Source organism: Streptococcus mitis (assembly GCF_003942765.1).
In the GTDB taxonomy this organism is placed as follows: domain Bacteria; phylum Bacillota; class Bacilli; order Lactobacillales; family Streptococcaceae; genus Streptococcus; species Streptococcus mitis_BE.
Map to the genome: position 1 here is coordinate 249,981 of NZ_RJNW01000002.1, position 14,204 is coordinate 264,184.

General features: G+C 40.5%; 11 protein-coding genes. 9 read left to right on the top strand and 2 right to left on the bottom strand.

Annotation, left to right across the window (positions count from 1 at the left end; genetic code table 11):
• The first annotated feature begins 161 nt into the window (after window positions 1-161).
• From rpsL to D8849_RS05110, 8 genes are all read left to right on the top strand, one after another.
• Window positions 162-575 (top strand): 30S ribosomal protein S12, encoded by a 414-nt coding sequence (rpsL, locus tag D8849_RS05075; RefSeq protein ID WP_001142332.1) that lies wholly within the window; start codon window positions 162-164, stop codon window positions 573-575.
• A gap of 19 nt (window positions 576-594) precedes the next feature.
• Entirely contained in the window at window positions 595-1,065 is a 471-nt protein-coding gene (gene rpsG / locus D8849_RS05080) for a 30S ribosomal protein S7 (RefSeq protein ID WP_000087873.1), read from the top strand.
• 394 nt (window positions 1,066-1,459) lie between these two features.
• On the top strand, window positions 1,460-3,541 hold the full coding sequence (gene fusA / locus D8849_RS05085; protein ID WP_000090348.1) for an elongation factor G: 2,082 nt from the start codon (window positions 1,460-1,462) through the stop codon (window positions 3,539-3,541).
• A gap of 322 nt (window positions 3,542-3,863) precedes the next feature.
• A complete protein-coding gene (locus tag D8849_RS05090) occupies window positions 3,864-5,564 on the top strand; it encodes an acetolactate synthase large subunit (protein ID WP_000411735.1) in 1,701 nt (566 codons plus the stop codon).
• Window positions 5,557-6,033 (top strand): acetolactate synthase small subunit, encoded by a 477-nt coding sequence (gene ilvN / locus D8849_RS05095; protein ID WP_001253803.1) that lies wholly within the window; start codon window positions 5,557-5,559, stop codon window positions 6,031-6,033. Before D8849_RS05090 ends, ilvN begins: the two co-directional genes overlap by 8 nt.
• Before the next feature lie 169 nt (window positions 6,034-6,202).
• Window positions 6,203-7,225: a ketol-acid reductoisomerase gene (ilvC, locus tag D8849_RS05100; protein WP_000290683.1), complete on the top strand. Its 1,023-nt coding sequence runs from the start codon at window positions 6,203-6,205 to the stop codon at window positions 7,223-7,225.
• Between the two features lie 113 nt (window positions 7,226-7,338).
• Window positions 7,339-8,589 (top strand): threonine ammonia-lyase IlvA, encoded by a 1,251-nt coding sequence (gene ilvA / locus D8849_RS05105; protein WP_000952976.1) that lies wholly within the window; start codon window positions 7,339-7,341, stop codon window positions 8,587-8,589.
• Window positions 8,590-9,429: 840 nt separating this feature from the next.
• Window positions 9,430-9,645, top strand: a complete 216-nt coding sequence (locus D8849_RS05110; RefSeq protein WP_001130035.1) for a capsule biosynthesis transcriptional regulator — start codon at window positions 9,430-9,432, stop codon at window positions 9,643-9,645.
• 204 nt (window positions 9,646-9,849) lie between these two features.
• On the opposite strand, the gene D8849_RS05115 is transcribed toward D8849_RS05110, so the two are convergent.
• Both D8849_RS05115 and D8849_RS05120 read right to left on the bottom strand, forming a co-directional pair.
• Complete coding sequence (locus tag D8849_RS05115; protein WP_000189477.1) at window positions 9,850-10,590, bottom strand: amino acid ABC transporter ATP-binding protein; 741 nt, start codon at window positions 10,588-10,590, stop codon at window positions 9,850-9,852.
• Window positions 10,590-12,155 (bottom strand): ABC transporter substrate-binding protein/permease, encoded by a 1,566-nt coding sequence (locus tag D8849_RS05120; RefSeq protein WP_125386386.1) that lies wholly within the window; start codon window positions 12,153-12,155, stop codon window positions 10,590-10,592. The genes D8849_RS05115 and D8849_RS05120 overlap by 1 nt, the downstream gene beginning before the upstream one ends.
• 138 nt (window positions 12,156-12,293) lie before the next feature.
• Between D8849_RS05120 and D8849_RS05125 the strand changes: the two genes are divergently transcribed.
• Complete coding sequence (locus D8849_RS05125; protein WP_125386387.1) at window positions 12,294-14,183, top strand: DUF2207 domain-containing protein; 1,890 nt, start codon at window positions 12,294-12,296, stop codon at window positions 14,181-14,183.
• Window positions 14,184-14,204 lie beyond the last annotated feature (21 nt).

Consider the following 14,204-nt stretch of genomic DNA (forward strand, 5'->3'; position numbering starts at 1 on the left):
AACCAATGGAAAATTTTGTTACAATAATAGACGGTACTTTTTACTTTTGGTCTCTCAAGAGTGTACAGGGACGTGCTGACAAATGTTGCAAAAGTACACACAGATGATAGCTGTCACCAAGTGTATCATCACCAAAAATAAAAAAACACAGGAGAATGTAGATGCCTACAATTAACCAATTGGTTCGCAAACCGCGTAAATCAAAAGTAGAAAAATCTAAATCACCAGCTTTGAACGTTGGTTACAACAGTCATAAAAAAGTTCAAACAAACGTTTCTTCACCACAAAAACGTGGTGTTGCAACTCGTGTTGGAACAATGACACCTAAAAAACCTAACTCAGCCCTTCGTAAATTCGCTCGTGTACGTTTGAGCAACCTTATCGAAGTTACTGCCTACATCCCAGGTATCGGACACAACTTGCAAGAGCACAGCGTGGTTCTTCTTCGTGGTGGACGTGTAAAAGACCTTCCAGGGGTACGTTACCATATCGTCCGTGGTGCACTTGATACTGCAGGTGTTAACGATCGTAAACAAGGCCGTTCTAAATACGGTACTAAACGTCCAAAAGCATAAGGAAAGGGGATAAAGAGAAATGAGTCGTAAAAACAGAGCTCCAAAACGTGACGTATTGCCAGATCCGCTTTACAATTCACAACTAGTTACTCGTCTTATCAACCGCGTTATGCTTGACGGTAAACGTGGTACAGCTGCTTCAATCGTTTACGGTGCCTTTGAGCAAATCAAAGAAGCTACTGGTAACGATGCACTTGAAGTATTTGAAACAGCTATGGAAAACATCATGCCTGTACTTGAAGTACGTGCACGTCGTGTTGGTGGTTCTAACTACCAAGTCCCAGTTGAAGTTCGTCCAGAACGTCGTACAACACTTGGACTTCGTTGGTTGGTAACAATCGCTCGTCTTCGTGGTGAACATACAATGCAAGATCGTCTTGCAAAAGAAATCTTAGATGCTGCTAACAACACTGGTGCAGCTGTTAAGAAACGTGAAGATACTCACCGTATGGCTGAAGCTAACCGTGCATTCGCACACTTCCGTTGGTAATATAGGATGCGAAAGCGTTAAGAAAGTCCCAGAGAAAATAGGGAATCAAAGCAGGTTGCGATTGCAACCAATGAGATTCATCTTTTTCTCCAGACTTTTAGCTTGAGCTCAACTATATCATGATGCTAGGAACGGTAAGGATGCAAGGTGAAAATAGGAAACTGACGCAGTATTCGACGAATACAAGGAAGTTTATCTTTTTCACACAGCATCCCGTTCCAGCTCAAATCGGCTAATTAACTGTAGCCCGAGTTCAATTCAACTTGTAAATCTACAAGTTGAAACCAACAATAGCATGAAAACATTGAGAACGGGTAGGTCCTGCCTATCCGTTTTTATTAAAATCGTGTTATAATAGAATAGAAATCAAAAATAAATAGGAGAAACAAACCTCATGGCACGCGAATTTTCACTTGAAAAAACTCGTAATATCGGTATCATGGCTCACGTCGATGCTGGTAAAACAACAACTACTGAGCGTATTCTTTACTACACTGGTAAAATCCATAAAATCGGTGAAACTCACGAAGGTGCGTCACAAATGGACTGGATGGAGCAAGAGCAAGAGCGTGGTATCACTATCACATCTGCTGCGACAACAGCTCAATGGAACAACCACCGCGTAAACATTATCGACACACCAGGACACGTGGACTTCACAATCGAAGTACAACGTTCTCTTCGTGTATTGGATGGTGCGGTTACCGTTCTTGACTCACAATCAGGTGTTGAGCCTCAAACTGAAACAGTTTGGCGTCAAGCAACTGAGTATGGAGTTCCACGTATCGTATTTGCCAACAAAATGGACAAAATCGGTGCTGACTTCCTTTACTCAGTAAGCACACTTCACGATCGTCTTCAAGCAAATGCACACCCAATCCAATTGCCAATCGGTTCTGAAGATGACTTCCGTGGTATCATCGACTTGATCAAGATGAAAGCTGAAATCTATACTAACGACCTTGGTACAGATATCCTTGAAGAAGACATCCCAGCTGAATACCTTGACCAAGCTCAAGAATACCGTGAAAAATTGATCGAAGCAGTTGCTGAAACTGACGAAGAATTGATGATGAAATACCTCGAAGGTGAAGAAATCACTAACGAAGAATTGAAAGCTGGTATCCGTAAAGCGACTATCAACGTTGAATTCTTCCCAGTATTGTGTGGTTCTGCCTTCAAGAACAAAGGTGTTCAATTGATGCTTGATGCGGTTATTGACTACCTTCCAAGCCCACTTGACATCCCAGCGATCAAAGGTATCAACCCAGATACAGATGAAGAAGAAACTCGTCCAGCATCTGATGAAGAGCCATTTGCAGCTCTTGCCTTCAAGATCATGACAGACCCATTCGTAGGTCGTTTGACATTCTTCCGTGTTTACTCAGGTGTTCTTCAATCAGGTTCATACGTATTGAACACTTCTAAAGGTAAACGTGAGCGTATCGGACGTATCCTTCAAATGCACGCCAACAGCCGTCAAGAAATTGACACTGTTTACTCAGGTGATATCGCTGCTGCCGTTGGTTTGAAAGATACTACAACTGGTGACTCATTGACAGATGAAAAAGCTAAAATCATTCTTGAGTCAATCAACGTTCCAGAACCAGTTATCCAATTGATGGTTGAGCCAAAATCTAAAGCTGACCAAGACAAGATGGGTATCGCCCTTCAAAAATTGGCTGAAGAAGATCCAACATTCCGCGTTGAAACAAACGTTGAAACTGGTGAAACAGTTATCTCTGGTATGGGTGAGCTTCACCTTGACGTCCTTGTTGACCGTATGCGTCGTGAGTTCAAAGTTGAAGCAAACGTAGGTGCTCCTCAAGTATCTTACCGTGAAACATTCCGCGCTTCTACCCAAGCACGTGGATTCTTCAAACGTCAGTCTGGTGGTAAAGGTCAATTCGGTGATGTATGGATTGAATTTACTCCAAATGAAGAAGGTAAAGGATTCGAATTTGAAAACGCAATCGTCGGTGGTGTGGTTCCTCGCGAATTTATCCCAGCGGTTGAAAAAGGTTTGGTAGAATCTATGGCTAATGGTGTTCTTGCAGGTTACCCAATGGTTGACGTTAAAGCTAAGCTTTACGATGGTTCATACCACGATGTCGACTCATCTGAAACTGCCTTCAAGATCGCGGCTTCACTTGCTCTTAAAGAAGCTGCTAAATCAGCACAACCAGCTATCCTTGAGCCAATGATGCTTGTAACAATCACTGTTCCAGAAGAAAACCTTGGTGATGTTATGGGTCACGTAACTGCTCGTCGTGGACGTGTAGATGGTATGGAAGCACACGGTAACAGCCAAATCGTTCGTGCTTACGTTCCACTTGCTGAAATGTTCGGTTACGCAACAGTTCTTCGTTCTGCATCTCAAGGACGTGGTACATTCATGATGGTATTTGACCACTACGAAGATGTACCTAAGTCAGTACAAGAAGAAATCATTAAGAAAAACAAAGGTGAAGACTAATCAGTCCTCGCTATAGAAGGAAGTCACTTAGTGGCTTCCTTTTTTGTAAAGTTACGACAAATTTTATACATTCTGAAAATATGACTTAAAGAACTTTCATATAACATAAGTTGAAGTAATTTGCGAAGGAAATTTATAATGTAAATAAAAATATATTGTTAAAGAATGTAATTTATCTTTTAAAACTCATAAAAACAAAATAATTATTCATAAATAAACTTTAAAATAGAAAATTCAGAAAATTTCTTATTTTGTCTTGAAAAATTTTGAAAAAATGGTATGATAGTAACAAGTTATTTTTAAGAGAAGAGAAAGGGGAACAATGGAGAAAATCAGTTTAGAATCTCCTAAGACGGGGTCGGACCTGGTTTTGGAAACACTTCGTGATTTAGGAATTGATACCATCTTTGGTTATCCTGGTGGTGCGGTCTTGCCTTTTTATGATGCGATATATAATTTTAAAGGCATTCGCCACATTCTAGGACGCCATGAGCAAGGTTGTTTGCATGAAGCTGAAGGTTATGCCAAATCAACTGGAAAGTTGGGTGTTGCTGTCGTCACTAGCGGACCAGGAGCAACAAATGCCATTACAGGAATTGCGGATGCTATGAGCGATAGCGTTCCCCTTTTGGTCTTTACAGGTCAGGTGGCGCGAGCTGGGATTGGGAAGGATGCCTTTCAGGAGGCAGACATCGTGGGAATTACCATGCCAATCACTAAGTACAATTACCAAGTTCGTGAGACAGCTGATATTCCGCGTATCATTACGGAAGCCGTCCATATTGCAACTACAGGTCGACCAGGCCCAGTCGTTATTGACCTACCAAAAGATGTATCTGCTTTGGAAACAGACTTCATTTATTCACCAGAAGTGAACCTACCAAGCTATCAACCAACTCTTGAGCCAAATGATATGCAAATTAAGAAAATTTTGAAGCAATTATCCAAGGCTAAAAAGCCAGTCTTGCTAGCTGGTGGTGGAATTAGTTATGCTGAAGCAGCTGCAGAATTAAATGAATTTGCAGAACGCTATCAAATTCCAGTGGTAACCAGTCTTTTGGGACAAGGAACGATTGCAACGAGTCATCCACTCTTCCTTGGAATGGGAGGCATGCACGGGTCATTCGCAGCTAATATTGCCATGACGGAAGCGGACTTTATGATTAGTATTGGTTGCCGTTTCGATGACCGCTTGACGGGGAATCCTAAGACTTTCGCTAAGAATGCTAAGGTTGCTCACATTGATATTGACCCAGCTGAGATTGGTAAGATTATCAGTGCGGATATTCCTGTAGTTGGAGATGCTAAGAAAGCCTTGCAAATGTTACTAGCAGAACCGACAGTTCATAACAATACTGAGAAATGGATTGAAAAAGTTACTAAAGACAAGAACCGCGTTCGTTCTTATGATAAGAAAGAGCGTGTGGTTCAGCCGCAAGCTGTTATTGAACGAATTGGTGAATTGACAAATGGAGATGCCATTGTGGTAACAGACGTTGGTCAACACCAAATGTGGACAGCCCAGTATTATCCCTACCAAAATGAACGTCAGTTAGTGACTTCAGGCGGTTTGGGAACCATGGGATTTGGAATTCCAGCAGCAATTGGAGCTAAAATTGCTAACCCAGATAAGGAAGTAGTCTTGTTTGTTGGGGATGGCGGTTTCCAAATGACTAACCAGGAATTGGCTATTTTGAACATTTATAAGGTGCCAATCAAGGTGGTCATGCTGAACAATCACTCACTTGGAATGGTTCGCCAGTGGCAGGAATCCTTCTATGAAGGTAGAACATCAGAGTCAGTCTTTGATACCCTTCCTGATTTCCAACTGATGGCACAAGCTTACGGTATTAAAAACTATAAGTTTGACAATCCTGAGACCTTGGCTCAAGACCTTGAAGTCATCACTGAGGATGTTCCTATGCTAATCGAGGTAGATATTTCTCGTAAGGAACAGGTGCTACCAATGGTACCAGCTGGTAAGAGTAATCATGAGATGTTGGGGGTGAAGTTCCATGCGTAGAATGTTAACAGCAAAACTACAAAATCGTTCAGGAGTCCTCAATCGCTTTACTGGCGTTCTGTCTCGTCGTCAGGTTAATATCGAAAGTATCTCTGTTGGAGCAACAGAAGATCCGAATGTATCGCGTATCACCATTATTATTGATGTAGCTTCTCATGATGAAGTGGAACAAATCATTAAGCAACTTAATCGTCAGATTGATGTGATTCGCATTCGTGATATTACAGACAAGCCTCATTTGGAGCGCGAGGTAATTTTGGTTAAGATGTCAGCGCCAGCTGAGAAGCGAGCTGAGATTTTAGCGATTATTCAACCTTTCCGTGCAACGGTGGTAGACGTAGCGCCAAGCTCGATTACCATTCAGATGACTGGAAATGCTGAAAAGAGTGAAGCTCTATTGCGAGTCATTCGACCATACGGTATTCGCAATATTGCTCGAACTGGTGCAACTGGATTTACCCGCGATTAATACTCTTCGAAAATCTCTTCAAATCACGTCAGCTTTGCCTTGCCGTACTCAAGTACAGCCTGCGGCTAGCTTCCTAATTTGCTCTTTGATTTTCATTGAGTATAAAAATATTTTAAATTTGTTAATCCAGCCTAAAAGGCAATAAATAATAGAAAAGAGAGAAAAAACTATGGCAGTTCAAATGGAATACGAAAAAGATGTTAAAGTAGCAGCACTTGACGGTAAAAAAATTGCCGTTATCGGTTATGGTTCACAAGGACATGCGCATGCTCAAAACTTGCGTGATTCAGGTCGCGATGTTATCATCGGTGTACGTCCAGGTAAATCTTTTGACAAAGCAAAAGAAGATGGATTTGACACTTACACAGTAGCAGAAGCAACTAAATTGGCTGATGTTATCATGATTTTGGCACCAGACGAAATCCAACAAGAATTGTACGAAGCAGAAATCGCTCCAAACTTGGAAGCTGGAAACGCAGTTGGATTTGCTCATGGTTTCAACATCCACTTTGAATTTATCAAAGTTCCTGCAGATGTAGATGTTTTCATGTGTGCTCCTAAAGGACCAGGACACTTGGTACGTCGTACTTATGAAGAAGGATTTGGTGTTCCAGCTCTTTATGCAGTATACCAAGACGCTACAGGAAATGCGAAAAACATTGCTATGGACTGGTGTAAAGGTGTTGGAGCAGCTCGTGTAGGTCTTCTTGAAACAACATACAAAGAAGAAACTGAAGAAGATTTGTTTGGTGAACAAGCTGTACTTTGTGGTGGTTTGACTGCCCTTATCGAAGCAGGTTTCGAAGTCTTGACAGAAGCAGGTTACGCTCCAGAATTGGCTTACTTTGAAGTTCTTCACGAAATGAAATTGATCGTTGACTTGATCTACGAAGGTGGATTCAAGAAAATGCGTCAATCAATTTCAAACACTGCTGAGTACGGTGACTATGTATCAGGTCCACGTGTGATTACTGAACAAGTTAAAGAAAATATGAAAGCTGTCTTGGCAGATATCCAAAATGGTAAATTTGCAAATGATTTTGTAAATGACTATAAAGCTGGACGTCCAAAATTGACTGCTTACCGTGAACAAGCAGCTAACCTTGAAATTGAAAAAGTTGGTGCAGAATTGCGTAAAGCAATGCCTTTCGTTGGTAAAAACGACGACGATGCATTCAAAATCTATAACTAATTGATAGAAATTAAGGTGAAGGCGAGTTGGGGGACTAACTCGCTTTTATAATCAATTCATTTCTTTTTAAAAGGATGGATTGCGATAAGTATGAAATAGTTTAGGAGAAAATGATGTTAAGTTCAAAAGATATAATCAAGGCTCATAAAGTCTTGAACGGTGTGGTTGTGAATACCCCACTGGATTACGATCATTATTTATCGGAGAAGTATGGCGCTAAGATTTATTTGAAAAAAGAAAATGCCCAACGTGTTCGTTCTTTTAAGATCCGTGGTGCCTATTATGCCATTTCTCAGCTCAGCAAGGAAGAGCGTGAGCGTGGGGTAGTCTGTGCCTCTGCGGGAAATCATGCGCAGGGAGTTGCCTATACTTGTAATGAAATGAAGATTCCTGCTACTATCTTTATGCCCATTACTACTCCGCAACAAAAGATTGGTCAAGTTCGCTTTTTTGGTGGGGACTTTGTAACCATTAAACTAGTTGGAGATACCTTTGATGCTTCTGCTAAGGCAGCTCAAGAATTTACAGTCTCTGAAAATCGTACCTTTATTGATCCCTTTGATGATGCCCATGTTCAAGCTGGTCAAGGGACAGTTGCTTATGAGATTTTAGAAGAGGCTCGAAAAGAATCGATTGATTTTGATGCTGTTTTGGTACCTGTTGGCGGTGGCGGTCTCATTGCTGGGGTTTCTACCTATATCAAGGAAACAAGTCCAGAGATTGAAGTCATTGGGGTAGAGGCTAATGGGGCACGTTCCATGAAAGCTGCCTTTGAAGCTGGTGGACCTGTTAAACTCAAAGAAATTGACAAATTTGCGGATGGGATTGCTGTACAAAAGGTAGGTCAATTGACCTATGAAGCAACTCGTCAACATGTTCAAACCTTAGTAGGTGTCGATGAGGGATTGATTTCTGAAACCTTGATTGACCTCTACTCTAAGCAAGGGATTGTTGCAGAACCTGCTGGAGCGGCTAGTATCGCTTCTTTAGAGGTTTTGGCTGAATATATCAAGGGGAAAACCATTTGTTGTATCATTTCTGGAGGAAATAATGATATCAACCGTATGCCAGAAATGGAAGAGCGTGCCTTGATTTATGATGGGATCAAGCATTACTTTGTGGTTAATTTTCCACAGCGTCCGGGGGCTTTGCGTGAATTTGTAAATGATATCCTGGGGCCAAATGATGATATCACACGTTTTGAGTATATCAAACGAGCTAGCAAGGGGACAGGCCCAGTATTGATTGGGATTGCCTTGGCAGATAAGCATGATTATGCAGGCTTGATTCGTCGAATGGAAGGTTTTGATCCATCTTATATTAACTTAAATGGTAATGAAACGCTCTATAATATGCTTGTCTGAGGAGCAATAAAAAAATATCATATTATTTGCACAACTGATGTATAGGTGCTATAATGAGGGTGAAGAAAGGGGGCGATTCCTATGGACTTAGGAAATCGATTACGCTATTTCTATCTCAACTCATTATAGTACCTATGTTTTTTGATTTGGTTTATAGTAAGGGAGTAAAATTACTTATTATATTTAAGGAGTATTTTTGAAATCCACTATTTTATATAGGGCTAATCTGTGGTTTGGTTAAATATAATAGGAATTAGAAAAAATAATCAATACTAATGAGAAACCTTATAATGAACTGACTGAGAAGAGTGATGAGATACTAAGAAGATAAAAACAGTAGAAAATGTTGAAAGATAGGATACTATTGTTTCTTAATTACTAATCTTTTTATTGGTTTAAAGAAACAAAAAAGGAAGATAAAGTAAATAAATAGTACCAGTTGAGCAAGTGAAAAGTGCTTATAAAGGCAGGAAGAATATTAAAGAAGGAGAAGAGAAAGAATAGTTACTAATAGTGTGGAGAGAAAGTATTTCGCTATTAGAAATATCGTTTTAAAGTTGGATAAATAGAATAAAGTTGAGTATAAAACCTGTCTAACCTATCCCGAACTGGTATTTGTAAATCATGAATATTTTTACAAGTAAAAGATTTAATAATACAATTATTTTAAAGGTATTTACTAATGGTTTATAGCAAGGGAAAACCTATATATTATCGGCTTTAATAAGATAGTAATAGAAAAATAAATCATTAATTTTATTGAATATATGTTTTTTTATTGACAAAAGTCATAAAAACGTATACAATTAAATATCGTAAAGAAGAAAATAGGAGAAGGACATGGCTAAGTCAAACTTTGAAAAAGTAGAATCAGTTGTTGGCTGGGTTCGTGATAAGAAGATCACAGGCTACCGTATCTCTAAAGAAACGAATGCGCGTGAAATGTCTATCATTGCTCTAGCGCAGGGGCGTGCAAAAGTAAAAAATATTTCGTTTGAAACGGCTCTAGGTTTAATTGATTTCTATGATAAAAATCATGAAAAATTTGAAGATTAATCTTTGGATGATGGCGGATTCTTGAATAGGGTCTGCCTTTTCATTTTGATACTCAATGAAAATCAAAGAGCAAACTAGGAAGCTAGCCGTAGGTTGCTCAAAACACTGTTTTGAGGTTGCAGATAGAGCTGACGTGGTTTGAAGAGATTTTCGAAGAGTATGAGGACAGCAAAAAGACTGCACGGTTGATGCAGCCTTTTCTTTTTATTTGAGATAGCGTTGAAGGAACTCTTTTGTACGGTCTTCTTTAGGATTGGTGAAGAGGTCTTCTGGTTTGCCTTCTTCAGCAATCACCCCCTTATCCATAAAGATAACACGGTGAGAGACATCACGGGCGAATTCCATTTCGTGGGTTACGACAATCATAGTCAAGCCTTCCTGAGCCAGATCTTGCATGATTTTGAGGACTTCTCCAACCATTTCTGGATCGAGAGCTGATGTTGGTTCATCAAAGAGAATAGCGTCAGGATTCATTGAAAGAGCGCGAGCGATGGCCACACGTTGTTTTTGACCACCTGAGAGTTGTTTTGGTTTGGCTTGCCAGTAGCGTTCTCCCATGCCGACCTTTTCCAAGTTTTCTTTGGCAATCTTTTCAGCTTCTGTTCGTTCACGTTTAAGGACAGTTGTCTGAGCGACGATGGTATTTTCAAGCACGTTGAGATTTTCAAAGAGGTTAAAGGATTGGAAAACCATTCCCAACTTTTCACGGTATTGCGTGAGGTCATAGCCTTTTTCGAGGACGTTTTGTCCATGATAAAGGATTTGTCCATCAGTTGGTGTTTCAAGTAGGTTAATGGAGCGTAGGAAGGTTGATTTCCCGCTTCCAGAGCTTCCGATGATAGAGATGACCTCTCCCTTGTGGACAGTGAGAGAAATATCTTTTAGCACTTCGTTTTGTCCATAGGATTTTTTGAGGTGTTTAATTTCAAGGATTGCTTGTGTCATTATTTCAAATCCTCCGTTTGCATTTGGTTAGCACCTGTAGTATAGGTATCCATGTCCATGCGGCGTTCGATGAAGCGTAGGATACGTGTTACGGTGAAGGTGAGGACAAAGTAAATCACGGCGATGATTGTAAATGTCTGGAAGTATTGATAGGTTTGCGTTGCCACTGTATTTCCTGAGAAATAAAGTTCGACAACCGAGATAACGTTCAATACAGATGTATCTTTGATATTGATGACAAATTCATTACCAGTTGCTGGTAGGATGTTACGAACTACCTGAGGGAGGACAATCTTACGCATGGTTTGGTTATGGGTCATACCAAGAGCAGTAGCGGCTTCAAATTGTCCCTTGTCAACTGCTAGGATACCACCACGGACGATTTCAGTCATGTAGGCACCAGTGTTGATCGAAACGATGAAGATAGCAGCCAGTGTGCGGTCAAGGTTGATACCGAAAGCTTGGGCAGTTCCATAGTAGATAACCATCGATTGAACGATCATTGGGGTACCACGGAAAATTTCAATGTAGACATTGAGGATCCAGCTGACTAGTTTTTGTAAGCCATAAATGGCTTTATTCTCAGATAGAGGAGCAGTACGGAAGACACCAATGGCAAGTCCAATAATGAGACCTGTGATGGTTCCCACGATAGAGATTAAAAGGGTGATACCAGCACCACGTAAGAGTTGTTGCCAGTTTTCAGAAAGAATTTTAGCGACTTGGCTAAAGAAACTACTGCTAGTCTCTTCAGTTGTTGTAGCTTCGGCAGGTTGCTCTTTGATCATACGATCCATCAAGGCAACTTGATCATCTTTCGAAATGGTTTCAATGCTAGCATTGATTTGGCTAATACGGTTGTCATCTTTACGAAGTCCAATGGCAATAGCTGTATCTTCTTCCCCCGTTTTGAAACCTGGTTCTACTTGAACCATTTTAAACTTAGAGTTAGCAGCTTCGGCAGTCAGTGCTTCTGGGCGTTCAGAAACATAGGCATCGATGACACCAGCCTCAAGAGCTTGGCGCATTTGAGCGAAGTCTCCCATGGCTGTTTCTTTTTTAGCACCTGGGATTTGTGCAATCAAGTCATAAAGGTAGACACCTTGTTGAGAAGTGATTTTTGCACCGTTAAAGTCATCCAAAGATTTAGCATTTGCGTAGGCAGAATCTTTTTTGACTAGTAGGACAGGTTCGCTAGTGTAGTAGCTACTTGAAAAGGCAATTTCTTGTTTACGCTCGGCAGTAGGACTCATACCTGCGATAATCATGTCGATCTTACCAGAAGTAAGGGCAGGAACTAGGCCTTCCCACTTTGTTTTAACAACCAAAGGTTCTTTACCTAAGTCCTTAGCGATTTTCTTGGCGATTTGAACATCGTATCCGTTAGCATACTGGTTAGTCCCATCGATTTTGACAGCCCCATTGCTATCATCATCCTGAGTCCAGTTAAAGGGGGCATATGCCGCTTCCATACCGATGCGTAAATATTCATCGGCTTGAGCAACATTGACAAGTCCCAGCATCAGCAAGAGACTTGTGAAAATAGATAAGTATATTTTTCTCATGATTTCTCCTATTTCTAATCTATTAAAAAATAACTGTCTCCTATTTTATCGAAAAAAACTCTATTTTTCAATATAGGTAAGCCCTTACTTGAGAAAAAATGATATAATGATAGCAAAGATAAAAAGGGGGATTAGTTGATGAAAAAAACTTTTTTCTTACTGGTGTTAGGCTTGTTTTGCCTTCTTCCACTCTCTGTTTTTGCCATTGATTTCAAGATAAACTCTTATCAAGGAGATTTGTATATTCATGCAGACAATACGGCAGAATTTAGACAAAAGATAGTTTATCAGTTTGAGGAGGACTTTAAGGGCCAAATCGTGGGACTTGGACGTGCTGGCAAGATGCCTAGCGGATTTGACATTGACCCTCATCCGAAGGTTCAGGCTGCGAAAAATGGTGCTGAACTGACAGATGTTACTAGCGAAGTAACAGAAGGAGCAGATGGTTATACTGTTAAAGTTTATAATCCAGGTCAAGATGGCGACACAGTTGAAGTTGACCTTGTCTGGAACTTAAAAAATTTGCTTTTTCTATATGATGACATCGCTGAATTAAATTGGCAACCTCTGACAGATAGTTCAGGGGCTATTGGAAAGTTTGAATTTCATGTAAGGGGAGATAAGGGGGCTGAAAAACTCTTTTTCCATACAGGGAAACTTTTTAGAGAGGGAACGATTGAAAAGAGTAACCTTGATTATACTATCCGTTTAGACAATCTTCCGGCTAAGCGTGGAGTTGAATTGCATGCATACTGGCCTCGAACTGATTTTGCTAGCGCTAGGGATCAGGGATTGAAAGGCAATCGTTTAGAAGAGTTTAATAAGATAGAAGACTCGATTTTTAAAGAAAAAGAGCAAAGTAAACAACTCGTTACGTGGGTGTTTCCTTCTATACTTTCTATCTCCTTGTTATTGAGTATTTGCTTTTATTTTATTTATAGAAGAAAGACCACTCCTTCGGTCAAATATGCCAAAAATCATCGTATCTATGAACCACCAATGGAATTAGAGCCTATGGTTTTATCAGAGGCTGTCTACTCTACCTCCTTGGAGGAAGTGAGTCCCTTGGTCAAGGGAGCTGGAAAATTCACCTTTGATCAACTTATTCAAGCTACCTTGCTAGATGTGATAGACCGTGGAAATGTCTCTATCATTTCAGAAGGAGATGCAGTTGGTTTGAGGCTAGTAAAAGAAGATGGTTTGTCAGGCTTTGAGAAAGACTGTCTAGATCTGGCTTTTTCAGGCAAAAAAGAAGAAACTCTTTCCAATTTGTTTGCGGATTACAAGGTATCTGATAGCCTTTATCGTAGAGCAAAAGTCTCTGATGAAAAACGGATTCAAGCAAAGGGGCGTCAGCTCAAATCTTCTTTTGAAGAAGTATTGAAAGAGATGCAAGAAGGAGTGAGAAATAGAGTTACCTTCTGGGGGCTTCCGGATTACTACCGTCCTTTAACTGGTGGGGAAAAGGTCTTGCAAGTGGGTATGGGTGCTTTGACTATCCTGCCCCTATTTATCGGATTTGGCTTGTTCTTGTACAGTTTGGATGTTTATGGCTATCTTTACATCCCCTTGCCAATACTTGGTTTTCTAGGTTTGGTTTTGGCTGTTTTCTATTATTGGAAGCTTCGATTAGATAATCGTGATGGTGTCCTAAATGAAGCAGGAGCAGAAGTCTACTATCTCTGGACCAGTTTTGAAAATATGTTGCGTGAGATTGCACGATTGGATCAGGCTGAATTGGAAAGTATTGTGGTCTGGAATCGCCTTTTGGTCTATGCGACCTTATTTGGCTATGCGGACAAGGTTAGTCATTTGATGAAGGTTCATCAGATTCAAGTGGAAAATCCAGATATCAATCTCTATGTAGCTTATGGCTGGCATAGTATGTTTTATCATTCAAGCGCGCAAATGAGCCATTATGCCAGCATCGCAAACACAGCAAGTACCTATTCCGTATCTTCTGGAAATGGAAGTTCTGGCGGTGGCTTCTCCGGAGGTGGAGGCGGTGGCAGTATCGGTGCCTTTTAAAGAGAACTGTCACAGACTAAA